The 21,804-nt window shown below is 72.4% G+C and carries 18 protein-coding genes and 3 pseudogenes; 5 read left to right on the top strand and 16 right to left on the bottom strand.

What is annotated here, in order from left to right; translation table 11 throughout:
* Nucleotides 1-69 precede the first annotated feature (69 nt).
* On the bottom strand, nucleotides 70-1,554 hold the full coding sequence (locus ABT015_RS35960; RefSeq protein ID WP_350886962.1) for an MFS transporter: 1,485 nt from the start codon (nucleotides 1,552-1,554) through the stop codon (nucleotides 70-72).
* Between the two features lie 145 nt (nucleotides 1,555-1,699).
* Here ABT015_RS35960 and ABT015_RS35955 point away from each other — a divergent pair, with 145 nt between their 5' ends.
* A complete protein-coding gene (locus ABT015_RS35955; RefSeq protein WP_350886959.1) occupies nucleotides 1,700-2,140 on the top strand; it encodes a winged helix-turn-helix transcriptional regulator in 441 nt (146 codons plus the stop codon).
* Between the two features lie 87 nt (nucleotides 2,141-2,227).
* Here ABT015_RS35955 and ABT015_RS35950 read toward each other — a convergent pair whose 3' ends face one another.
* The 4 genes from ABT015_RS35950 to ABT015_RS35935 form a co-directional block, all read right to left on the bottom strand.
* Nucleotides 2,228-2,461, bottom strand: a complete 234-nt coding sequence (locus ABT015_RS35950) for a helicase associated domain-containing protein (protein WP_350886956.1) — start codon at nucleotides 2,459-2,461, stop codon at nucleotides 2,228-2,230.
* 552 nt (nucleotides 2,462-3,013) lie between these two features.
* Entirely contained in the window at nucleotides 3,014-3,658 is a 645-nt protein-coding gene (locus tag ABT015_RS35945; protein ID WP_350886953.1) for a cysteine hydrolase family protein, read from the bottom strand.
* 108 nt (nucleotides 3,659-3,766) lie between these two features.
* The gene (locus ABT015_RS35940) at nucleotides 3,767-4,372 is read right to left on the bottom strand and encodes a TetR/AcrR family transcriptional regulator (protein ID WP_350886951.1); all 606 of its coding nucleotides are present in this window, start codon (nucleotides 4,370-4,372) and stop codon (nucleotides 3,767-3,769) included.
* Nucleotides 4,373-4,658: 286 nt separating this feature from the next.
* Nucleotides 4,659-4,982, bottom strand: coding sequence for a hypothetical protein (locus ABT015_RS35935; RefSeq protein ID WP_350886948.1), 324 nt, complete (start codon nucleotides 4,980-4,982; stop codon nucleotides 4,659-4,661).
* 161 nt (nucleotides 4,983-5,143) lie between these two features.
* On the opposite strand from ABT015_RS35935, the pseudogene ABT015_RS35930 reads away from it, so the two are divergent.
* Nucleotides 5,144-5,281, top strand: a pseudogene (locus ABT015_RS35930) (IS5/IS1182 family transposase); the annotation flags it as partial.
* Between the two features lie 303 nt (nucleotides 5,282-5,584).
* Here ABT015_RS35930 and ABT015_RS35925 read toward each other — a convergent pair.
* The 3 genes and pseudogenes from ABT015_RS35925 to ABT015_RS35915 all read right to left on the bottom strand — a co-directional run bounded on the left by ABT015_RS35925 (nucleotide 5,585) and on the right by ABT015_RS35915 (nucleotide 7,593).
* On the bottom strand, nucleotides 5,585-5,980 hold the full coding sequence (locus ABT015_RS35925; RefSeq protein WP_350886945.1) for a hypothetical protein: 396 nt from the start codon (nucleotides 5,978-5,980) through the stop codon (nucleotides 5,585-5,587).
* Nucleotides 5,981-6,063: 83 nt separating this feature from the next.
* A pseudogene (locus ABT015_RS35920) lies at nucleotides 6,064-6,304 on the bottom strand (IS5/IS1182 family transposase); the annotation flags it as partial.
* 86 nt (nucleotides 6,305-6,390) lie between these two features.
* Nucleotides 6,391-7,593, bottom strand: coding sequence for a hypothetical protein (locus ABT015_RS35915; RefSeq protein ID WP_350886939.1), 1,203 nt, complete (start codon nucleotides 7,591-7,593; stop codon nucleotides 6,391-6,393).
* Between the two features lie 111 nt (nucleotides 7,594-7,704).
* On the opposite strand from ABT015_RS35915, the pseudogene ABT015_RS38080 reads away from it, so the two are divergent.
* Together ABT015_RS38080 and ABT015_RS35910 are read left to right on the top strand one after the other, a co-directional pair.
* Nucleotides 7,705-8,160: pseudogene (locus ABT015_RS38080) on the top strand (helicase associated domain-containing protein); the annotation flags it as partial.
* A gap of 102 nt (nucleotides 8,161-8,262) precedes the next feature.
* On the top strand, nucleotides 8,263-8,511 hold the full coding sequence (locus ABT015_RS35910; RefSeq protein WP_350886936.1) for a DUF5302 domain-containing protein: 249 nt from the start codon (nucleotides 8,263-8,265) through the stop codon (nucleotides 8,509-8,511).
* Nucleotides 8,512-8,827: 316 nt separating this feature from the next.
* On the opposite strand, the gene ABT015_RS35905 is transcribed toward ABT015_RS35910, so the two are convergent.
* From ABT015_RS35905 to ABT015_RS35895, 3 genes are all read right to left on the bottom strand, one after another.
* On the bottom strand, nucleotides 8,828-9,100 hold the full coding sequence (locus tag ABT015_RS35905; RefSeq protein WP_350886933.1) for a hypothetical protein: 273 nt from the start codon (nucleotides 9,098-9,100) through the stop codon (nucleotides 8,828-8,830).
* Nucleotides 9,101-9,243: 143 nt separating this feature from the next.
* The gene (locus ABT015_RS35900; RefSeq protein WP_350886931.1) at nucleotides 9,244-10,569 is read right to left on the bottom strand and encodes a UDP-glucose dehydrogenase family protein; all 1,326 of its coding nucleotides are present in this window, start codon (nucleotides 10,567-10,569) and stop codon (nucleotides 9,244-9,246) included.
* Between the two features lie 77 nt (nucleotides 10,570-10,646).
* Nucleotides 10,647-10,910 carry a hypothetical protein gene (locus ABT015_RS35895; RefSeq protein WP_350886928.1) on the bottom strand — a complete coding sequence of 88 codons (264 nt, stop codon included), beginning with the start codon at nucleotides 10,908-10,910 and terminating at the stop codon, nucleotides 10,647-10,649.
* A gap of 640 nt (nucleotides 10,911-11,550) precedes the next feature.
* Here ABT015_RS35895 and ABT015_RS35890 point away from each other — a divergent pair.
* On the top strand, nucleotides 11,551-13,638 hold the full coding sequence (locus ABT015_RS35890) for an alkyl/aryl-sulfatase (RefSeq protein ID WP_350886926.1): 2,088 nt from the start codon (nucleotides 11,551-11,553) through the stop codon (nucleotides 13,636-13,638).
* Nucleotides 13,639-13,702: 64 nt separating this feature from the next.
* Here ABT015_RS35890 and ABT015_RS35885 read toward each other — a convergent pair whose 3' ends face one another.
* The 5 genes from ABT015_RS35885 to ABT015_RS35865 form a co-directional block, all read right to left on the bottom strand.
* Nucleotides 13,703-13,903 carry a hypothetical protein gene (locus ABT015_RS35885; protein WP_350886923.1) on the bottom strand — a complete coding sequence of 67 codons (201 nt, stop codon included), beginning with the start codon at nucleotides 13,901-13,903 and terminating at the stop codon, nucleotides 13,703-13,705.
* An 8-nt stretch (nucleotides 13,904-13,911) separates the two neighbouring features.
* Entirely contained in the window at nucleotides 13,912-14,655 is a 744-nt protein-coding gene (locus tag ABT015_RS35880) for an SRPBCC family protein (protein WP_350886921.1), read from the bottom strand.
* Between the two features lie 38 nt (nucleotides 14,656-14,693).
* Nucleotides 14,694-15,959: a cytochrome P450 gene (locus tag ABT015_RS35875; RefSeq protein WP_350886919.1), complete on the bottom strand. Its 1,266-nt coding sequence runs from the start codon at nucleotides 15,957-15,959 to the stop codon at nucleotides 14,694-14,696.
* A gap of 10 nt (nucleotides 15,960-15,969) precedes the next feature.
* Nucleotides 15,970-16,185: an MbtH family protein gene (locus ABT015_RS35870; RefSeq protein ID WP_350886917.1), complete on the bottom strand. Its 216-nt coding sequence runs from the start codon at nucleotides 16,183-16,185 to the stop codon at nucleotides 15,970-15,972.
* Between the two features lie 3 nt (nucleotides 16,186-16,188).
* Nucleotides 16,189-21,804 (bottom strand): non-ribosomal peptide synthetase (locus ABT015_RS35865; protein WP_350886915.1); only part of this gene is annotated, 5,616 nt, incomplete at its 5' end.

Below are 21,804 nucleotides of genomic sequence, written 5' to 3'. Positions count from 1 at the left end.
CCGGCGGGCCGGCGGGCCGGCGTTCCCCCGATGTCGCACCGCGTCGCGGCGCCCGCCCGGGCGTTGCCGCTACCGGGCCGGGATGCTCCGCGGGGCCGGCTGCTCCGGGTGGTCGGCCTCCTGCGGCCCAGGTCCGTCCCGCAGGACGAGGAAGGCGATCGCCCAGGCGAGGAAGACGAAGCCGGCGGCGCACAGGAAGGCCAGGCTGTAGCCGTCCCGCAGGGCCTGGACCCGCGGGACGCCCCGGGCGGCCAGTGTGGCGCTGTGGGAGGTGGCGACCGTCGCCAGGACCGCGAGACCGACCGCCGCGCCCGCCTGCTGCGCGGTGTTGTTCAGGCCCGACGCCAGGCCGGCGTCCTCGGGCGCGGTACCGGACATCGCCCGCATGATGACCGATGGGACGGCCAGGCCCATGCCGAAGCCCTGTAGGACGAGGGTGGGCGCGACGTCGACCCAGTAGTCGCCGCCGACCGGGGCCCGGCCGAGCAGCAGCAGTCCGGCGCCGAGGAACAGCAGGCCGGTCAGCAGCACCCGCCTGGTACCGAAGCGCGCGGTGAGCCGTGCCGTGAACAGCAGTGACAGGGTGCCGATGACCACGGGCGCGGGCAGGAACGCGAGACCGGTGAGCATCGAGTCGAAGCCCAGCACCCGCTGGAGGTAGAGGGCGTTGAGGAACTGGAACCCGAAGCCGGCGGCGAAGACCAGGACGACCGCGAGATTGGCACCGGTGATCTCCCTGCTGCGGAAGATCCGCAGCGCGAGCAGCGGGCGGGCGGCCCTGGCCTGCCGCAGGACGAACGCGGCCAGGAGCACCACTGAGACCGCGCCGCAGAGGGCGAGTCCACCGGGGGTGAAGGTGTCTTGGGAGGCCTGCGAGATGGTGAAGACTCCCAGCGACAGGCCGGTGGTGACCAGCAGCGCGCCCAAGGCGTCCGCTCCCTCGCGCAGTCCCGGGCCGCCGCCGTGCGCGGCCAGCGTGCGTATACCGGCCGCCAGTGCCAGCGCGCCGAGGGGCAGGTTGATCAGGAACACCCAGTGCCAGCCGAGGGTTTGGCTGATGACCCCACCGGCGATCAGCCCGACCGAAGCGCCGCCGGCCGACACGAAGCTGTACACGCCCATGGCCTTGGCCTGCCCGCCGGGCTCCGGGTAGAGCGCCACGATCATGCCGAGCACCACGGCGGAGGCGAGCGCCGCGCCGACGCCCTGCAGGAAGCGGCCGGCCAGCAGCAGTTCCTGGCCGGTGGCGGTCCCGCACAGCAGGGAGGCAGCGGTGAAGGTGGCCAGGCCGGTCAGGAAGACCCGCTTGCCGCCGATGAGGTCGCCCAGGCGCCCGGCCAGGAGCAGCAGTCCGGCGAAGGGGATGAGGTAGGAGTTCACCACCCAGGACAGAGCGCCCTGGGAGAAGCCGAGGTCACCCTGGATTCGGGGCAGTGCGACGGTGACGACCGTGCCGTCGAGGACGATCATCAGCTGCATCGCGCAGAGGATGGCGAGAGCCAGGGCGCGCGGGCGAGCCGACCTGCTGTCAGCAGAGGTTCTGTCGAGGCTCATGACGGGTCTCTTCCGTGTGGTTCGGGACGAGGCGCCGAAGACGGCCCGGGCGGGCGGATGTCGTCCGTGGCGGCCGGCTTGGTGCACGTCTTGTTACAGGGATCATGTTCTGGAACCATGACCGGAAGCGGAAGGAGGCACTTTCATGTCACAGGGGAACACCGGTGTGACGTCCCAGGTCAGCGGCCCGGAGCAGTGCGAGTCCCCGGCGGCGGAGGCTGCCTGCTCGGTACTGGAGGTGCTCGGGCGGGTGAGCGGGAAGTGGAGCATCGGCATCCTGCTCGTCACCACCCAGGGCCCGGCACGCTTCACCGAACTGGAACGCCAGGTCAAGGGCATCAGCCGCCGGATGCTCACCCTTACCCTGCGCAACCTGGAACGGGACGGCCTGCTGACCCGCACCGTCTACCCGACCGTTCCGCCCAGAGTCGAGTACACCGCCACCCCGATGGCGCGAGAGCTGTACGAGTCGCTGCTCGCGCTCACCGGCTGGGCCGAACGCCACCGGCACCGGATCGACCAGGCCCGCGCCGCCTACGGGATCGCGCAAGGCGAGCCGGTGGCAACCCCCGCCCCGGTGGCCTGAGAGCAGGTCCGCGGGCCCGGGGCAACGCACCCGTCCGGCCCCGGACCGGACAGCCACGGGATCGTCCCTGCCACAGCGGCACGCGACTCAGCCGGCGACGGTCTCGACGTGCCGGTGGAGCGCGTCCAGGAGCGCGGCCTGCCGGGCGGTCAGCTTTCCCTCGGTGCGGGCCGCGGCCTGCTTACGCAGCCACCCGCCGGGCCGGGACGCCGGGTCGGCCTCGCCGCCGGTCCGGTTGGCGGGGCCGGCGAGGGTGCCGCCGGCGGCGAGGTAGGCGAGCAGGCGGCCGTAGGAGCGGTTCCAGTCCGGTCCAGTCGCCACAGCTCGTCCAGCGCGTCGAGCCTGGCGGTCTGGTCCTCGGTGAGGCTCTCAGCCTTGCGCCGGCGGCGCATCCAGGCGCCCACCGCGTAGTCGTCCGGCTTCGCCCGGCCTCCCCCGACGGCCGGGCAAGGTCCAGCAGGGCGCCCGGGGCCTTTCCTGGGCCGCGCGGGCGGGGGCGTAAAGATCCAGCTGCGCGTGGTGGCGCATCCGGATCTCGTGGCAGGTCCCGCAGCGACCGTCGCCGCAGGCTGCCGGCTCCGGGCACCCGCTCACGCCCCCGGCGCAGCCGTCCGGCCGGATCGCACCGGCAGGGAACCGAGGACCGGGCGGCCCAGGTCCCGGCCTGCGGGCGCGGGCCGGCCACTGCACAGGGCCAGCGCCAGCCGGGGCGCGGCGGCGTTCGGACCAGGGCGGGTGCCGCCGGTCATCGCGCGGCATCCCTGGGCATCGGGAACAAGGTGCGGACGACCGCCTCGGCCTGGGCGAACCGGGACGGCGGGGTGTACGACGAAGGCCCGCGGTCCACGGCCTGTCTCCGATTCCTGACCGATCTCACCGCAGTTCGTTCGCGGGGATCGCGGTGTGAAGTGAGGCGGCGAAGGCGGCGGCGTCGGTCTCGGCGCCGAAGTGGTGAATCACGTGCTCGCGGACGTGATCCTGCTGGCCTCGGGTGAAGGCCGCACAAGCGTCGTGGATGACGTGCGCGGTGTAGCCGCGGTCGTGGGCCTCGCGCAGGGTGGATTCGACGCACACGTGGGTGGCGAAGCCTGCCAGGTACAGGTCGGTGACGCCGAGTCGGCGCAGGATCAGGTCGAAGTCGGACGAGCCGGCGAAGGCGCTCGCCCCGGCCCGGCCGCGCACGACCGGTTCGCCGGGGACGGGCCGGAACGCCTCGGCGAAGGCGACACCGGTGCTGCCCTGGATCCAGGTGCCGGCCTTCGGGATCGCCGCGCGCAGGCCGAGCCGCGCCGGGGTCCAACTCTCCAGTTCCGGCGCACCGGGAGTGAGGACGAGCGGCACGTGTACGACGGGGACGCCGTGCGCGCGGGCGGCGGCCAGTGCGGCGGCCGCGCCACGGACGGCGGTGTCGAGCAGGCCACGGTCCTCGACGAGGTGGTTGAGGCGGCCGTGCTCGGGGTCGAGCCACTCGCGCTGGAACTCGATGAGGACGAGGGCGGCGGCGGGGCGTGCGGACATGACCGGCATGGTCGGCTCCTTGCGGAAGGGTTTCCAACTGGCGAGTTGGACACTAGCCCGAATCGGCCCCATCTCCAACTGGCGAGTTGGAGATGGGGCCGATTCGGGTCAGAGGCCGAGTCTGCGGACCATCTCCACCACGGCGGCCCGCCGGGCGCCCCGATCCTCGACGGCCGCCCCGCCGAGGATCATCCGGGCGAGCTGCGGCACGGCGAACTGCCAGCCCGCCAACGCCACCACGGCGTACAGCAGCTCCTCCGGCCGAGGAGCCGCCCCGTCCCGTACCGGATCCGCCCCTTCTCCACGCGCACGGGAGACGGCCGCGACCTTCCCCGCGTAGTAGGCCGCCCGCCGCTCCTCACCCGCGACCGGAACCCCCGCGTCGCCGCACAGCGCCTCCCACTGCAGCAGGCGCAGCAGGTGCGGATGGGCGAGGTGGTAGTCGAACACCCGGCCGGCGTACTCCGGGAGCTCCACCGTCCGCCCGTCCACCTCCTCCATCGGCACGGCGGCGGCGAGCTGTTCCAGCTCCCGCTGGACCACCGCCTCGAACAACTGCGCCTTGCCCCCGAAGTAGGGGTAGATCCGCTCCTTGTTGACCCCGGCCGCAGCCGCGATGCGGTCGATCCTCGCCCTCTCGGGCCCGTACGCGGCGAACTCGTCCACGGCCGCGTCGAGCAGCAGCCTCTTGGTCTTCTCGGTGTCCCATGCCATGGGACCAGCATAGGAAGTCACCAACCCGCCAGTTGGTATCCGGACGGGAGAGGCCCGGCCGGGCACAATCCGCGCAAGACCCCCGGGGCGCACCAGGTGCGGCTGCACCGCGACATCCTCCAGCCCACCCGCGGCCTGCTCACCGCCGTCGTGTACGTCGAGGAGGCGACCGTGGAGACCGGCCGCACCTGGATCGTGCCGGGCTCCCACCGCGCGCCGTGCGTCGGCGTCCCGCAGCCCGACGGCGGCGGCACCTGGATGGACCAGCACCCCGAACTCGCCGATCTCACCGACTGCCGGCGTGGGGTGGCGGATCCGGGTCCTGGTCGGGGGCGCCCGCCTGCGGTGCCGGGTGGTCGGCACGGGCGTCGTCCAGCTGCTGGCGCAGGTCCCGGATCTCCTGGCGGGCCTCGAGCAGTTCCTTGCGATCGCGTTCCACGGTCCGTCGCAGCTCGTCGCGGACCTCCTGCAGTTTCCCGGCGACGGCGGCCGTGAACTCGGTCCGCAGCGCGGTGTGTTCGGCGCGCAGGCTCGCGTTGTCGCTGCGCAGCTCCCTGAAGCCCTCTTCCAGGATGTGCTTGAGCTCGGCGTGCCAGAGCGTGTTCAGCATCGGCCCTCCCGGTGTGTGGTGTGGCACGCCGCTGACCGTGCCGGGCCAAGCATCGCGCCAGGCGGGCGGCCTGGTGACGGTCCGGCGGAAAGTGTTCGATCCAGATCGCCGCTGTCCGGAATCAGATCGCACGCTGTCCGGCTGTGGCAGAGTCGCAGGTCAAGAAACGCAACACCGTCGAACGGGCCATCAACAGACTGAAGACCTCGCGAGCTGTCGCGACTCGCTACGACAAGCGCGGCTACGTCTACCTCGGCACCGTCACCGCAGCAGCCCTCGCCATCCGGCTCCACACGTGATCGACCGGACAGCTCCTGGGCCGCCCCCGTCCCGGTCCCCGCCGACGGCATCCTGCTCTTCGACGGCACCGCCTTCCACTCCGCCGGACCCAACACCGGAGAGACGACCCGCACCAGCGTGGTCCTCGGCTACCGCAGCACCGACGAACGTCCATGTCCTGGGGCGTACCACCACGATCAGGCACGCGGATTCGCCGGTGACAACGCACGCCGACACGGGTCAGCCCCGGCCCGCCGTGGCGGTGCCGGGGCTGACCCGAAGGCTTGCCGCTTCACGTCTGCCAGCACCTCCAGTCCGGGACATCACGAACCTGCGTCGACAGCCATCCGTTCCATCCACTCACGCACCGTCACTGCTCGCTCGATGCGGCTGACGATGTCCTTCTTGGACCCCGTGTCCAAGGTCTCCGAGATCTTGTCGAAGGTGTCGGGAAGGACGTCGAGCAGACCCCAGATCTGTTCGCCGGTGCTGACGGTCAGCAGTTGCTGGCACCTCCACTGCAGCGGCGTCTCAGGCCGGTGTGTGAGCCGCTGCACGAGTGTCGGGAACAGGTAGTGCGTCGCATCTGCGGCGAGGTGCTCCCGGAGCCAGTCGACCGGGAGCCGCTGGCTGAAGCTGTGCATGGCGGCCTCTTGAGCCAGGTCCAGAAGCTGAGCGGTGTCGACGGCTCGGACGGTGCGGGGAAGGGTCGGGGTCATGCCGAGATGATGCCAAGAAGCTTCCGAGAAGCCGAGAGGTCAGCTGGGCTGGTGTGCGGCGGATGGCGTCCCGCCGAGTGCTGGATCTTCGACCCGTACTTGCCCCGACCGACAGGATTCGGACCCGTCAGCTCCCCCTTTCCAGGGCCCACATGTTCACCGAGCCGACCACGCACCTCGACCAGTGACGATCGCCGCCAGTACCTCCCGGTCCCCGTAGCGCCACCGGCCCCCGCCCTGCGGCCGAGTCGGCGCCTCCGGCACCACCACCAACTGGAACAACTCCCACAACTCGTCCGGCACGAGACGCTCCACGATCGTCACACCCGCAGCCTACTCAGCCGACCAAATGAGATGTCATCTCAAGTGTCCAAGGAGGTACGTCTGCGGCCCGGCCTTGGTCCCGCCCGTCACCGCCCGCTGACGGCCGACCAGACCTCCTCCAGCAGGGACCGGTATTCCTCCCCGTATGTGGCCACGCCCGCGAACACGGCGTCCAAGGCTGCCCGGAGTGGATCCGCCTCGGCGGCGGCGAGCAGCGTGGGGAGGGCCATGTGCGACTGCGACATCCGCTGCGGCGGGCCGGACGCCGGGACGGTGACTGTTGTGAAGACGATCACGAGTCGTTCCTCCCCGGGCGTGACCGGCGGTTCGAACCGGGCCTTCTCGGGCGGGACCGCCGGGCCGACCGTGCGGCGGGGAGCGCGCGGATCGGAGCTCAGGGTCTCCCACATGCGCGTGGGATCGTCGAGCGGCGGCGGCAGCGGGCCGCCGTCGGTGAGGGCGGTGAGCGCGGCGGCGACCCAGTCGAGGTCGGTGAGGCCTGCCGCCGTACACGCGCGCCGAGCGGCGAGCAGTGCCGCCTCCCGTTGGACCTGCGGGCCCGCGGCGTCCAGCGCATGCACCAGGGGCGCGTCGAAGGCCAGCAGGCCATGGACGTTGCCGCCGACACGGCGCAGGGCCTCGCTCGGCACCGTCCCTCCCCACTGCCACCGCTCGTAGGCCGCCTGCCGTTGCCGTTCGGCCTCCTCCTGCGCGTGCCGGGCCCGACGCTCGGTCTCCGCGCGCTCCTCGGGAGTGGGCGGGGGCGGGAGCCGACGGGCGTAGTCGTGCCAGTAGGCCGCGGACTCGGTGGTCTGGCGAACGACGCGGTCCGGCTCGGGCGGGACGGGCCAGAACTGCAGGAGGTACCGGTCCGCCTGCGGCTCGTCCTGGGCTCTGGTGTCCCGCCGCCGTCCCTCGTCCATGCCGTGTGCGCAGTACCGCACCCGGTAGTCGGTCTCCTCCAGGTCCAGCTCCCAAACGGCCTCGCCCGCCCACTGCACCAGCCTGCTCTCGTCCGACACCGGGCGGAACGAGACCTCGACGACGTCCTCCCAGGCCGGATCCAGCGGCGGCGCCTCATCGTGCACCTCGACGGTGAACCCGACACCGCCCGTGTGCAGCCCGGTCGTCAGCCAGAGCGCACCGGGTATCGCGGCACCGCACAGCCCCGCGCTCTGGCCCGCGAACGCCTCCGCGAGGCCGGGGCCGAAGCTGTCGGGATCGCTCTCGACGTAGATCTGCCCGTAGTGGACACGCACCTCGCCGTCGACCGGCCTGCGCACCGCCATCGCCCCTCCCCCGCCGAAGTCCCGTCCCAGGACGGGCCGTGTACGGGAAGCGTACGGAGCACCACTGACACTGACAGTCGTCAGTGGGTCTCCGGTGGTCGTGGCTCTGCGATGGGCCCGCGTTGGAGGAGATCGACCCGTGGTGGTGCCCGGTCCGGCCGATCGCTCGGCAGCGCACCTACGCCGCGGCCCGACGGTGGCGGCCGGGGGCCGAGGGCCGGGTCGACGGCGCAGCCGCCCGATGACGTCGTCTTCGAGGGCGAGCAGCTCGGGCGCCGGGTGAGGCGCAGCGGGCCGGCTGGCCCGGCCTGGAGCCGGACCGGCTGTCGGCAATCGGCATCGAGGAGGACCAGGAGCCGGTGGCCGCCGAGCAGGCCGCCGAGGCGAGGCCGAAGTCTCGCGCACGGACCGGTTCCAGCAGGGCCGACGGCCCGCGCGCAGTTCGTCGAGCGGGAGGGGCACGCGAAGGCGCCCCGCCCGCACAAGGGGGATGGCGTGTCGCTCGGCTCCTGGTTGAACGACCGGAAGGCCCTCCGGGACAAGCTCGCCGCCGAGCAGGTCGGGCAGCTGGAGGCCCACGGGGGGCCTGGTAGGCGTGGCCGGTTCTGGGACATGACATGGTGTCCCGTGAAGGCATCAACCCGACACCACCCGACCAGGAGGTCCTGCATGAGCAGCGGCGCAGCGTCACCCGAAAACCCCGAGAACCCCGAGAACCCGGAGGCCGGCCCGGCCGCCGAGGCCCCCGCGGCCGCCGCCCAGGACGACGTCAAGGCCCGGTTCCTCGCCGCGCTGGAGCGCAAACACGGCGCCAAGGGCGGGAACACGGTCGGCGGTCCGAACGGCGATTCGAAGATCCACGGCGCGCACGCCGCGGCGGGCGGCAAGCGCAACTTCCGCCGCAAGAGCGGCGGCTGACCGCGCTGGTGCGCACCGGAGCGGCCGGGCCTCGGCGGGACGGGCAGGGCCGGCGCAGGGCCGGTTCGGGTGTGCGTGTGCCCCCGAGCCGGGGCGCCCGGGCCCGGCGGACGTTTCGGCCCGGATGACCGGTGAGGTGTCGCTGTGCCGGGCGCCGCAGCCCCCCGCTCGCGACAGCCGCCCACGCGCGGGTGGCTGTCGCGCACTCCGGCCCCGGCGACCGGCGCTCGGCGCTCGGCCGAACGCTCCCTCGGACACGCCTGCGACGCCCTCGCCCGGGCCGAGGACCGGCGGCCCGGCCGTCCTGGGTGGCGTTCTACGGCCGCACCGAACTCTGCGCCCTGCACTCGATCGTCCACCTGCAGTTGGAGGATCCGCACCTGGCCGAGTCGTACTCCCACCAGGCGCTCGCCCAGCTGCCCGACCGCTGCACCCGCAACCGGGCCACGGCCACCGACCGCTGGTCCCACGAGGCCAGGCCGGAGATCGCCGTCCTCCGACCGGGCTGGTACTGCTGCGGAAGGCCGCCCGTCCCGGTGCCGCCCTGCCACCACGGCACGGCACCGGCCTGTGGATGCGGGGCCGTCATCGGTCACCTTGTCCGGTCGGGTTCCCGCGCCGCCTCGGACGCCGGCTTCTGCGGGCGGCATCCGCGGGGATTCACGACGGCCTGGGCGTACCAGTCACTTCCTGGCTCTTTCGACCCGGTCGGTCTGTCCGCCGGTCGGCCGCCTACTTCCCCGGGCGGCCGAGCTGCCGGACGCGCCAACCCGCGGCGCGCCAGCGGTCGGGGTCGATGGTGGTGCGGCAGTCGACGAGCAGCGGGGTGGCGGGCAGGTCCACCAGGGTGTCGGGGTCGGCCTGCCGGTACTGGGGCCACTCGGTGGCGAGGGCGACAAGCCCGGCGCCGGTGAGCGCGGCGGGCAGGTCCGCGGTGTAGTCGAGCTCGGGGTTGCGCAGCATGGCGTTGGCGACGGCCTGGGGGTCGTGGACGGTGACGACGGCACCGCCCCGGTGCAGGGCGAGGGCAAGCGCGAGGGCGGGGGATTCGCGGACGTCGCTGGTGTCGGGCTTGAACGCGGCGCCGAGGACGGTGACCCGGGTGCCCCGCAGCGGCTGGTCGCCGAGGGCTTCGGTGATGAGGTCCATGGCGACGCCGGTGCGGGACTCGTTGATCTTCTCAGCGGCGAGCAGCAGGTCGACGGCGTCCTCGGCGCCGAGCTGCTTCGCGCTGGCGGTGAAGGCGCGGACGTCCTTGGGCAGGCAGCCGCCGCCGTAGCCGAGGCCGGGCTGCATGCCGCCGGAGCCGATCCTCGGGTCGATGCCGAGAATCTCCACGATCCGGGTGATGTCGCCACCGGCGGCCTCGCACATGTCGGCGACGGCGTTGATGTAGGAGATCTTGAGGCTGAGGAAGGTGTTGGCGGCGCCCTTGGCGAGTTCGGCGGTTGCGAAGTCGCAGACGAACAGCGGGACGCCGGTGTCCAGGATTGCGGCGTAGACCTCGCGGATCGCCTTCTCGCCCTCGGCGCCGGTGACCCCGGCGATGATGCGGTCGGGGCGCAGCGTGTCCTCGACGGCGTGGCCTTCGCGCAGGAATTCGGGGTTCCAGACGACGGTGACGTCGGTTCCGGCGGGAGCGAGGCGCTGAGCGAGGGTGGTGACCTGCTCGGCGGTACCGACGGTGACGGTGCTTTTGCCGACGATGGTGCAGGCCTTGGTGAGGTGGGGCGCGAGCTGGCGGATGGCGCCGTAGACCTGGCTGTTGTCGTAGGAGCGGCCGTCGGCGTCGATCGGGGTGCCGACGCCGATGAAGTGCAGCTCGGCGAAGGCGGCGGCTTCGGCGATGTCGGTGGTGAAGCGCAGGCGGCCGCTGGCGGTGTGCTCGGCCAGGAGCTCGGGCAGGCCGGGCTCGAAGATCGGGCATTCGCCGGTGTTGAGGCGGGTGACCTTGTCGCGGTCGACGTCCACGCCGATGACGTCGTGGCCGAGTGCGGCCATCGCCGCCGCGTGCGGGATGCCGAGGTGGCCGCAGCCGATCACGGAAACGCGCGTCATGGGGGTCCTTGTCTGGGCGCAGGGGCACACCGTCACCCGGTGTGCCCCTGACGCTACCGGTTGTGGCGTGGGAGCTGTTACCGGTCCGGGGTGGGTGCGGGTCCGTCACCCGCGGGCGGTGCCGACTCCCGGGACAGGCGCGGGTGGCTGGTCGTGCAGTTCGTGGGCGTAGGGGGGTTGGGCGCCGGTGCGGGTGCAGGTGTGGGCGGCGGCGCGGGCGGTCCGATTTCGCCGCTGCGTTCCAGGACGGCGACCAGGGTGGTGTTGGCGATTCCTACGGCGCCGATCACCAGGCAGACGGTCGCGAGGAACAGGAAGAGCTGTCCGGGGTCGTTCTCCACTCCGGACCGCAGGATGCGGGGGTCGGGCGGTGGGGTGGCGCGCAGGTAGTCGGGGTGGTCGGGGGCAGAACCAGGGGCACCTCGGAAGCGGTCTGGGCGGCCGCGCCGAGCTGCGTCGTGATGAGCATCTTGGCCGACTCGTCGGCGGGCGGCGCCCAGAGGTCCTGGGCGGCGGCTCGGGGAATGATCACGGATGTCAGCAGGCCTGGCCGGCGTCGGACGTCCGAGAGGATGCCGATGACGACGAAGGGCGTACTACCGACAAATACGGCGGGTTGGCCCTGAAGGTTGGTGATGCCCAGACGGGCGGCGGTGGCGGAGCCGAGGACGGCGACGTGCTCGTTGCCGCGGCGCGCCTCGCCAACGGAGTCCGGAGCGGCTACCGGCATTTTCGCGAGCCGCGGAATCGAACGGCCGCTCCCGCCCGGGTGACGAACCGAGCACCGTGCGTATGCCGGTACCAGTGCCAGCAGCGCTCGATGCGACCTCCGCATGCGACCAACTCCCCTTCGAACAAGGTGAGTCAACGGCTCCATTTACGCCGCGCTGGCTTGATCGCAGCCTTGCGGGTCACTTGTTCGGATGCCTAGCGTGACCCGGTGCTCACGGTGAGCATCGAACGCCTTTCAAGGAGCCGTGGATGACCAGCACTGCCGAGCCGATCCAGCCGACCCCGTACATCGCGGTCCAGAACCGAGCCGCCGTCACCTCCGCGCCGTCCCCGAACAGCGACTTCGAGGACGCCACCCGCGGCCTGATCGCCCCTCCGGACGTCCCCGTCATCGTCTCGCGCACCAACCCCTCCAAGGTGGTGTGGGACTTCACGGCCTACGGGTTCCTCGCCGGCACCGAGTGGCAGGAGGCTCCGGCGAGTGCCAACCCGATGCTCTGGCGCCAGGGCCAACTGGCCTCCCAGGCAGGGCTGTTCCAGGTCATCAGCGCGGGCGGCCGGACGATCTACCAGGTCCGCGGCTACGACCTCTCCAACATGACGATCCTCAACGGCGACACCGGGCTGATCGTGATCGACCCGCTCGCCAGCTACGAGACCGCCCAGGCCGCCCTGGCGCTCTACCGGAGCGCCACCGGTGACCGGACGCCGATCTCCACCCTCATCTACACCCACAGCCACGTCGACCACTTCGGCGGCTCGCGCGGCCTGTTCGCCGAGCTCGACGACCAGGTGCCGACCACCCTCAAGGTGTACGCGCCGACGGGGTTCCTCGAACACGCCATCAGCGAGAACGTCTACGCGGGCCCGGCGATGGCCCGGCGCGCCGAGTACATGTACGCCGCGGCCCTGGACAAGGGCCCGGACGGGCAGATCGGCACCGGCCTCGGGCAGACCGTCTCCACCGGCGAGGTGACGCTGATCCCCCCGACCGACAACATCGGCGACGGCCGGGCCACCCCGCAGGCGGAGTGGAAGTCCGGCTATGTGATCCCGTGGCGGGACGGCCTGTACGCGCGGACCATAGACGGCGTCCCGGTGATCTTCCAACTGACGCCCGGTACCGAGGCGCCGGCCGAGATGAACTTCTACTTCCCCGAGCCCCGGGCCCTGTGTATGGCGGAGAACGCCACCCACAACCTGCACAACATCCTGAGCATCCGCGGCGCCCAGGTGCGTGACGCGCAGGTCTGGTCGACCTACCTCACCGAGGCGATCCAGGCCTTCGCGCCGTACAGCGACGTCGAGTTCGCCTCCCACCACTGGCCGCACTGGGTGTCCGAGGGCATCATCGAGTTCCTCAGCAACCAGCGCGACATGTACGGCTACCTCAACGACCAGACGTTGCGGATGATCGACGCCGGCTACACCGGCATCGAGATCGCCGAGAAGCTCCAGGCGCTGCCGCCGAACCTCGCCGACCAGTGGTACACGCAGGGGTACTACGGCTCGCTGAGCCACAACTTCAAGGCCGTGTACCAGCGTTACATGGGCTGGTACGACGGCAACCCGGCCAACCTGTGGAAGCTCCCGCCCACTCCGGCGGGGGCCAACTACCTGAAGGCCATGGGCGGTGCCTCCGCCGTGGTGACCCTGGCCCAGCAGGCGTACGACGCGAACGACTACCGCTGGGCCGCCGAACTGCTCAACCACGTCATCTTCGCGTCCGGCGACGCCGGCGCCCCGGTGCCGGCCGATGTGCTGACCCAGGCCAAGACCCTCCAGGCCAAGACCATGACCCAGCTGGGCTACGGCGCGCAGAACGGCACCTGGCGCAACGCCTACCTCAGCGGCGCCTGGGAGCTCCAGCTCGGCCACGCCCAGGCGCCCACCTCGTCGGGTGCGTCCGACCTGGTGCGCAGCATGGACCTGTCGCTGTTCTTCGCCGCGATGGCCAAGAGCATCGACGGCCCCACCGCCGGCGCCCAGCAGCGCACCCCGATCGTGCTGCGCTGGAACGTGACCGACGACCCGGCCCAGAAGAACGGAACCGACGTGGGCACCACGGTGCTGCGCAACGGCGTGCTGGTCTACGCGGACGGCACCTACGACCTGGCCGGCAAGCCCGCGGCGACCATCACCATGACCCGTGACACCTTCAACAGCCTGGTGCTGGCGGGCATGGACTTCAAGTCCAACTTCGACGCCGCCGTCAACAAGGCCAGCATCCAGATCACCGGCGACCCGAGCGCCCCGGACACCGTGTTCGGCTACCTGACCTTCCCCGACCCGGTCTTCCCGCTCGTCACCCCGCGGCCCGACCCCGCGAAGAACTGACGGCCACGGGGGCGGGGTCGGGGAGGTCGCCCCGGCCCCGCCCCCGTGCTTGTCCGGAGAAGGCCTACCACCGACCGCGTGCCGGTGGGGGGTTGAGCTTGGCGCTGAGCGCCGACAGGAGGGTCGGGAGCTTGTCCACCATGGGCCTGGGGACCGGGGTGGTCTGGACGGTGCCCTGCCTCACGTCCTGGACGACGAGGGTGTAGGCGCCGTTCTCCTCGACGAGTTCGGCGGCGTAGAGCAGTGTTTCCGTGGAGGTTCGCATCGGGGGTCCTAGGCTTGGGGGTCGTTGAGCCAGGCGGTCCACGCCTCGGTGGCCCGCTGCTCGTCGGCGTCCTCGCCGAACAGGTGGTGGGCCAGCCAGATCGGCGTGTTCCAGGTGCTGCCGTTGAAGAAGCGGTAGAGCGCGTCCGGGCCGCGCAGGCCGACGAAGTCGGAGCTGAGCCAGTCCACGACCACCTCCTGCGGGCCGCCGTCCGGGCCCGGGACGTGGAGGGTCGAACGGTCCCCGACGGCCGCGTCCTCGGCGAGGCCCAGGCGCCGGCGCAGGGCGGCGAAGTCGGCCGGGTCGGCGGTGGGTTCGGGGCGCCGGGCCGTGACGTAGACGGCGGGGCGGCCGGCGAAGTGCCGCAGGTACTCGACGAGGCCGTGCTGGTAGAAGTGGACGTGCTTCTCGGCCACGTCCGCCTTCCTGTCCCAGATCTCGTCCCAGACGCCCTCGTGCACCCAGTGGATGCCCATCCGCAGGTGGCTCGTTCCGCCGTCGGCCGGCTCGATCCGGTAGCTGAGCGTGTTGGAGAACTCGTCGCCGACGGTCGCCCGGACGGCGAAGTGATGCGGCGGCTCCCACGCCACGACGGTGCTCTCGGCCCGGGTGACCTTTCCGCCGACGCGCGGCTCGACCTCCATGGGGTACAGCCAGCCGAGGTTTCCGGCACCGGTGGCGACGGCGGCCCAGACCTGTTCGGGTGTCGCGGGCAGGTCCTGCTCCTTGCGGACCTCGAACTCTCGGGTCATGGTCGGTTCTCCTTCGTCGTCGTCGAGTCGTTCGTGGGTCAGTAGGTGACCGGGAGGGCGCTCAGCCGCCGCTGCAGCGGGTTGGGCCGCCATTCCAGCGGCGCGCCGTCGGCCAGCCGCAGTTCGGGCAGCCGGCGGACCAGCGTGCCGACGGCCACCTCCGTCTGGAGCCTGGCCAGCGGGCCGCCGAGGCAGAAGTGCGGGCCGTTGCCGAAGCTCAGGTGCCGGTTGCCGGGGCGGGTCAGATCGAGCCGGTCGGGGTCCGCGAAGCGCTCGGGGTCGCGGTTGGTCGCGCCGAGGAACAGGTACACCAGCTCGCCCTCGCGCAGCGTCCGCCCGCCGATCTCCAGGTCCTGCGCGACGACCCGGACGATCGCCTGGGTCGGCGTGTCGTAGCGGGCCAGTTCTTCGACGGCGGTGCGGATCAGCCCCGGGTCCTCGCGCAGCCGGGCCAGCTGGTCGGGGTGGCGCAGCAGGGCGAGGGTGCCGTTGCCGATCAGGTTGGCGGTGGTCTCGTCCCCGGCGGTGATCAGGACGAAGCAGGTGGACAGCAGTTCGGAGTCGGTGAGCCGGTCGTCCTGCGCCTGGGTGGCGACCAGCGCGCTGATCAGGTCGTCGCCCGGGTCGGCCCGTCGGTGCCGGATGAGGCCGGCGAGGTACTCCTCGTACTGCCCGATCGCCTCCTCCGACTTGTCGATGTCCTCGCTCAGCCGGCCGAAGCGGCTGAACCAGCTCTTGACCTGCGGGCGGTCCTCCGGCGGGATGCCGAACAGCTCGCAGGCGACGGACATCGGCAGCGGGGCGGCGACCGCCTCGATCAGGTCCGTGGTCGGCCCGGCCTGGACGGCCCGGTCGATCAGCTGGTCGACGATCCGCTGGATGCCGTCGCGCAGGGCTTCGACGCGTCGGGCGGTGAACGCGCGGTTGGCCAGCTTGCGCAGCCGGGCGTGGTCCGGCGGGTCCGTGTTGGACATCACGCGGCCGAGCCGGTCGGTGAGCCGGCTGAGGGCCTTCAGGTCGCCGCCGAGCGCGACGCAGGCGCGGGTCATCCGGTCCCGGTCGTTGGACAGGCGCAGGTCGCTCAGGGCGGCCTCGACGTCGGCGTGCCGGGTGAGGTACCAGACGCCGTCTGCGCTGCGGTGGACCGGGCTCTCGCTCCGCATGCGGGCGTAGAACGGGTACGGGTCCTGCCGGGCCTCGGGGGTGAGCAGGTCTGCGGCGAGGTCGCGGGGCTCGGCGAGGTCGCCGGGCCGGGCGGGGCCCGCGGTGCCGCGGGCCCCGCCCAGGGTGTCGGTGGAGGTCACGTCGGCCGCGCTACTTCCGGGCGTCCATGGCGTCGGCGAGGCTCCTGGGCCGCATGTCGGTCCAGGACTGCTCGACGTACTCCAGGCAGGCGGCGTGGGTGTCGGGGCCGTGGACGATGGTCCAGCCAGCCGGGACGTCGGCGAACTGCGGCCACAGCGAGTGCTGGTTCTCGTCGTTGACGAGCACGAGGAAGGTGGCGTCCTGGTCGTCGAACGGGTTGGTCATGGGTCAGTCCTCCTGGTGGGAAAGGGTGGTGGTGCCACCGGTGCGATCGGTGTCATCGGTGTCATCGGTGTCATCGGTGCCATCGGCGCGATCGGTGTCACCTGCGGCCTCGGCGAGCCTGGCGGCCAGGATCGGTCCGATCTGGGCCAGCGAGCCGGGTTGGGTCATCCGGTTGTGCCGGGTGGTGATCTCGTGCGACTCGATCCGGCCGGTGACGTAGGGGCGCCAGATCCCGGGCCCGGCGTTGTCCTCGGTCCGGTCGATCGTGGAGTTGAAGAGCAGCAGGTCTCCGTCGAACTCCGCGGGGACGAAGTCGACCGCCAGTTTCGCGTTGTTGATCATGATCTGGACGATCACCTCGACCTGCCGCTCGTTCAGGCCGGCCAGCGCGCTGCCCCGCCGGTTCAGCACCTCGGCGATCTCGGCGTAGGTGATGTCCCGGTCGCCCAGCTCGTCCGGGTCGACGTCGAGCACCCCGACGAGCACGTCCCGCTCGGTGGGCACCGGCACCTCCGCGAACTGCACGTCCTTCACCGGATAGGCGTCGAGGATCGCCAGCAGCGCGGTCCGCTCGCCGCGCGACTGCAGCTCGCAGGCCAGCGCGTGGGCGATCAGCCCGCCGGCGGACCAGCCGAGCAGCAGGTACGGGCCCTCCGGCTGGATCTTCTGGATCTGGTCGGCGTAGTCGGCCGCCATCTCCTCGTAGGACGTCGGCAGCGGTTCGGGCCGGCCGAGACCGCGCGCCTGGATCGCGTAGACCGGGTGCTGCGGGCCGACGTGGTTCAGCAGCCCGCTGTACGACCAGCTGATGCCGCCGCCGGGGTGGACGCAGAACAGCGGTGTGCCCGTCCCGGTCGAGCGCAGCAGCAGCACCACGTCCAACGCGTCGTCGGGATCGTCCATGAGCAGCCGTTCGGTGAGACCGGCGACGGTCGGCGCCTCGAACAGCATCCGCAGGCCCAGCTCCAGGCCGAGGGTCTCGCGGACCCGGGAAGCCAGCCGGGCGGCCAGCAGCGAGTGCCCGCCGAGGTCGAAGAAGTTGTCGTCGATGCTCACCTGCTCCCGGCCGAGGATCTCGGCGAAGAGGCCGCACAGCAGTTGCTCCTGCGGCGTCCGGGGGCCGCGCCCGGCGTCCGAGGCCCCGTACTCGGGGGCGGGCAGGGCAGCACGGTCGAGCTTGCCGTTGGCGGTCAGCGGCAGGGCGTCCACGGTGACGAACGCCGCCGGCACCATGTAGTCCGGCAGGTCGCGGCGCAGCCGGCCGGACAGCTCGCCCGCCTCGGGCGCTCCCTCGGGGGCGGGCACCAGGTAGGCGACCAGCCGCTTGTCGCCCGGCCGGTCCTCGCGGGCGACGACGGCCGCCTGGGCGACGCCCGGACACCCCGCGAGGACCGCCTCGATCTCGCCGGGTTCGATCCGCAGGCCGCGCAGCTTGACCTGGTGGTCGGCGCGTCCGGCGAACTCCAGCGTCCCGTCGGCTCGCCACCACGCCAGGTCGCCGGTGCGGTACATCCGGCTTCCGGGCGGCCCGTACGGGTCGGCGGTGAAGCGCTCCGCCGTCAGGCCGGGCCGGCCGAGGTAGCCGCGGGCCACGCCCACGCCCGCGAGGTAGAGCTCGCCGACCATCCCCGTCGCCACCGGCCGCAGGTGGTCGTCGAGCACGTAGGCGCGCATGTTGGCCATCGGCCCGCCGATCGGCACCGAAGCGGCCTGCTCGGGGACGGTGCGCGCGGGGTGGCAGGTGGCCAGGGTCGTGGCCTCGGTCGGCCCGTAGCCGTTGACCACCTCGATGCCGGGGCAGGCCGCCAGCACCCGGGCGACGGCGGCCGGGGAGACCACGTCGCCGCCGGTCCACACTTCGCGCACCCCGGCGAGCAGGTGCGGCCGCTCCTCGGCGACCAGCCGGAACAGTCCGGCCGTCAGCCACAGTCCGGTCACCCCGGTCGAGGTGATCGTGTGCTGGAGCAGGTCGAGGTCGAGCTGCTCCGACGGTGCGACCACGACCCGGCCGCCGTTGAGCAGCGGCACCCACAGCTCGTAGGTGGAGAGGTCGAAGGCCGTCGGGGAGTGCATCAGCACCCGCTCGTGTCCGCCGCCGCGGAACTCGGGGGTCCGCGCGTGACCCACCACGTCGCGGTGGGTGACGGCCACGCCCTTCGGCCGGCCGGTCGAGCCGGAGGTGTACATCACGTACGCCAGCTGCCGCGGGTCGCACGGGACTTCGACCTCGGACGGATCGGGCTCGGCCTGCAGCAGGGCGGTCAACGCCTCCGAGGTGAGCACCAGGGCGGCCCCGGTCTCCCGCAGGATCAGCTCGATCCGGGACGACGGGAAGCGCGAGTCCAGCGGCACGTAGGCGCCGCCCGCCTTGACGATCGCGAGGATCGCCGTGACCAGGTCCGCGGAACGCTCCAGCATGACCGCGACCGGGGTCTCCGGCCGCACGCCCTGGCCGATCAGCGCCCGGGCGAGGCGGTTGGTCCGCAGGTCGAGCTCCCGGTAGGTCAGCTCGGTACCGCGCGCCACGACCGCCACGGCGTCCGGGGTGGTCCGCACCTGGCGGGCGAACAGCTCCGGCACCGCGGCCCCGGGCAGCTCGGCGGCGACGCCCATGAATCCGGACAGCAGCTGGTGGCGTTCCTCGCCGGAGAGGACGTCGATCCGGCTGATCGGCCGGTCCGGGTCGGCGACCGCTGCCCGCAGCAGCCGGACCCAGCGGGCGAACAGCAGCTCCACGGTGGCCGGGTCGAACAGGTCGGTCGCGTACTCCACCGCGCCGACCAGGCCGTCGAGGCCGCCGTCCGGGCGGTACTGCTCGGCCAGGCTGAAGGTCAGATCGACCCGGGAGGTGCCGGTCGGCGCCTCCAGGTGGCCGGTCTCCAGCCCGGGCAGCGCGAACTCGCCCAGCGGCGCGTTCTGCAGGGCCAGCATGATCTGGAACAGCGGGTGGCGGGCCAGCGACCGCGCCGGGTTGACGGCCTCGACCAGGTACTCGAACGGCACGTCCTGGTGGTCGTACGCGGTGAGCGCCTTCTGCCGCACCCGGCCGACGAGTTCGGCGAAGCCCGGGTCGCCTGCGGTGTCGGTGCGCAGCACCAGCGTGTTGACGAAGAAGCCGACGAGGTCGTCCAGTGCCTGGTCGGTGCGCCCGGCGATGGGGCTGCCGATCGGGATGTCGGTGCCGGCGCCGAGCCGGGTGAGCAGGGCGGCGAGGCCGGCCTGGAGCACCATGAACATGCTGGCACCGCGCTCGGCGGCCAGATCCCGCAGAGCCTGGTGCAGTTCGGCGTCCAGCCGGACCACGACCCGGTCGCCCAGCTGGGAGGCCACCGGCGGGCGGGGCCGGTCGGCGGGCAGCTGGAGCTGCTCCGGCAAGCCCGTCAACTCGTCTTTCCAGTAGGCCAGTTGCCGGGCGAACAGGCTGTCCGGGTCGGCGGCGTCGCCGAGCAGGTCGCGCTGCCACAGGGTGTAGTCGGCGTACTGCACGGGCAGCGGGGACCACTGCGGTTCGTCGCCCCGGCAGCGGGCCGCGTAGGCCGTGGCCAGGTCGCCGGAGAGCGGGCCCATCGACCAGCCGTCGGCGGCGATGTGATGCACCACGACCAGCAGCGCGTGCCGGTCGGGGGCGAGCACGTAGAGCTCCGCCCGGACCGGCGGCTCGGCGGCCAGGTCGAAGCCGCGCCGGGCCGCCTGCGTCAGTCGCTCGGGCAGCTCGCTCTCGTCGAGTTCGACCACCGGGAGTTCCGGGCGCGCCTCCGATGCGCTCAACACGACCTGGTGCGGCACGCCGCCCGTCTCGCGGAAGACGGTGCGCAGGCTCTCGTGCCGGGCGATCACGTCCGCGAGTGCGGCGTGCAGGGCCGACCGGTCGAGGTCGCCGGTCAGACACAGGGCGAGCGGCATGTTGTAGGTGGCGCTCGGCCCGTCCATCCGGTGCAGGAACCACAGCCGGCGCTGGGCGAAGGACAGCGGTACGTGCTCGGGGCGCGGACGGGCGGTCAGCGCGGGCCGCGCCGTGCCGGAGCCGTCGAGGCGGGCTGCCAGTCCGGCCACGGTCGGGGTCTCGAACAGCGTCCGGACCTCCAGTTCGGCGCCGAGGACGGCCCGGACCCGGGAGGCCAGGCGGGTCGCCAGCAGCGAATGTCCGCCCAGGTCGAAGAAGCTGTCCTCCACCCCGACCTGTGCCAGCCCGAGGACCTCGGCGAACAGCTCGGCGAGGAGCTGCTCCTGCGGAGTGCGCGGTGCCCGCCCGGCTCCGGCCGAGCCGAGGTCGGGGGCGGGCAGGGCATGGCGGTCGAGCTTGCCGCTGGCGGTCAGCGGCAGCGCGTCCAGCGCGACGAACGCCGACGGGACGAGGTAGTCGGGCAGCCGGCCCCGCAACCAGTCACGGAGCTCGCCGATGAGGGCGCCGGTGCCCCGGCCGCCGGTCGGGCGGTTGGTCAGCGACGTCAGCGACGTGGGCGGTCGGCCGGCGGCCCGGGACGGCCGGTACGGCTCGACCGGGGAGCCCTGCCCGGCCCGCAGGTCGGCGAAGACCACGTCCAGGGCGTCGGCCGAGGTGGCCGACCAGGTGACGCCCACTCGGCGGCCGAACTCCGCTCCGAGCTGGTGGAAGTGCTCCGGGTCGGGAAGGTCGCCCTCCTCCGGGGCGTGCAGCCGGTCCAGCAGCTCGGCGGGCGAACCGTCCGCGTCCTGCACCGCCCGGGCGAGGGCCGACTCCCGCACCACGCGGCGGTTGGGCACCCCGGTGATCCGCAGCACGTCCGCGGGCGGCTGTGCGAGCAGCTCGCGCAGCTCGGCCAGGCCGGCGACCTGCCGCCCCCACTCCAGCTCGACCTGCCCGCCCGGGTCCGCCGGGGTGGTCGGCGCCTTGTGCAGGGTGACGTCGTAGCGGTAGCGGGTCAGCTCGTTGTGGTGGCGGCCCCGCTTGACCTCCACCGTCACCGCGCCGATGCCGGCGCCGTTCTCCCGCAGGACGGTGAAGAAGTCCGGGTCGACCAGAAGCTCCTTCTCCACCAGCAGGGACTGCTCCACCGCGCGCCGCACGGCGGGCAGATCGGCGCCGTCGGCAGCCCGGTGCAACTGCACGGCGGTGGCCAGCGGGCGCAGCAGTCGCAGGTTGCGGATGTCGCCGAGGAAGAGCGCGCCGCCGGGGGTGAGCAGGCGCATCAGCTTTTCGATCACGTCGGCGAGGTAGTCGGCGGATGGGAAGTACTGCACGACCGAGTTGATGACGATGGTGTCGAATGTCTCGGTGGGCAGGCCGTCGGTGTCGTGTGCGGGGCGGGTGTGCAGCACGACGCGGTCGGCAAGCTGCTCCTGCCGGGCGACCTGGGCGGCCAGCGCGTCGATCGCGGTGGCGGAGAAGTCGGTCGCCCAGTACGTGTCGCAGTGCGGTGCGATCTGGGAGAGGAGCAGGCCGGTGCCGACGCCGATCTCCAGGACCCGGCGGGGGTGCAGGGCCAGGATGCGGGCCACGGTGGCGTCGCGCCATTCGCGCATCTGCTCGACGGGGATCGGGCTGGTGTCGTAACTGCTGTTCCAGCCGACGAAGTTGTGGCCGAAGGCGGTTTCCTCGGGGGTGATGGGCAGGGCGTCGTAGATGTCCCGCCATTCGCC

Source organism: Kitasatospora sp. NPDC094016 (genome assembly GCF_040304045.1).
Lineage (GTDB): Bacteria > Actinomycetota > Actinomycetes > Streptomycetales > Streptomycetaceae > Kitasatospora.
This window is presented reverse-complemented; position numbering and strand designations above follow the sequence as displayed.

What these genes read in the sequence shown, in the direction of transcription:
- ABT015_RS35870 (WP_350886917.1), bottom strand. Translation starts at nt 16,185, where the DNA reads ATGACCAACCCGTTCGACGACCAGGACGCCACCTTCCTCGTGCTCGTC.
- ABT015_RS35925 (WP_350886945.1), bottom strand. Translation starts at nt 5,980, where the DNA reads ATGACCCCGACCCTTCCCCGCACCGTCCGAGCCGTCGACACCGCTCAG.
- ABT015_RS35960 (WP_350886962.1), bottom strand. Translation starts at nt 1,554, where the DNA reads ATGAGCCTCGACAGAACCTCTGCTGACAGCAGGTCGGCTCGCCCGCGC.
- ABT015_RS35945 (WP_350886953.1), bottom strand. Translation starts at nt 3,658, where the DNA reads ATGTCCGCACGCCCCGCCGCCGCCCTCGTCCTCATCGAGTTCCAGCGC.
- ABT015_RS35910 (WP_350886936.1), top strand. Translation starts at nt 8,263, where the DNA reads ATGAGCAGCGGCGCAGCGTCACCCGAAAACCCCGAGAACCCCGAGAAC.
- ABT015_RS35885 (WP_350886923.1), bottom strand. Translation starts at nt 13,903, where the DNA reads ATGCGAACCTCCACGGAAACACTGCTCTACGCCGCCGAACTCGTCGAG.
- ABT015_RS35935 (WP_350886948.1), bottom strand. Translation starts at nt 4,982, where the DNA reads ATGCTGAACACGCTCTGGCACGCCGAGCTCAAGCACATCCTGGAAGAG.
- ABT015_RS35955 (WP_350886959.1), top strand. Translation starts at nt 1,700, where the DNA reads ATGTCACAGGGGAACACCGGTGTGACGTCCCAGGTCAGCGGCCCGGAG.
- ABT015_RS35890 (WP_350886926.1), top strand. Translation starts at nt 11,551, where the DNA reads ATGACCAGCACTGCCGAGCCGATCCAGCCGACCCCGTACATCGCGGTC.
- ABT015_RS35940 (WP_350886951.1), bottom strand. Translation starts at nt 4,372, where the DNA reads ATGGCATGGGACACCGAGAAGACCAAGAGGCTGCTGCTCGACGCGGCC.
- ABT015_RS35900 (WP_350886931.1), bottom strand. Translation starts at nt 10,569, where the DNA reads ATGACGCGCGTTTCCGTGATCGGCTGCGGCCACCTCGGCATCCCGCAC.
- ABT015_RS35905 (WP_350886933.1), bottom strand. Translation starts at nt 9,100, where the DNA reads ATGACGGCCCCGCATCCACAGGCCGGTGCCGTGCCGTGGTGGCAGGGC.
- ABT015_RS35915 (WP_350886939.1), bottom strand. Translation starts at nt 7,593, where the DNA reads ATGGCGGTGCGCAGGCCGGTCGACGGCGAGGTGCGTGTCCACTACGGG.
- ABT015_RS35880 (WP_350886921.1), bottom strand. Translation starts at nt 14,655, where the DNA reads ATGACCCGAGAGTTCGAGGTCCGCAAGGAGCAGGACCTGCCCGCGACA.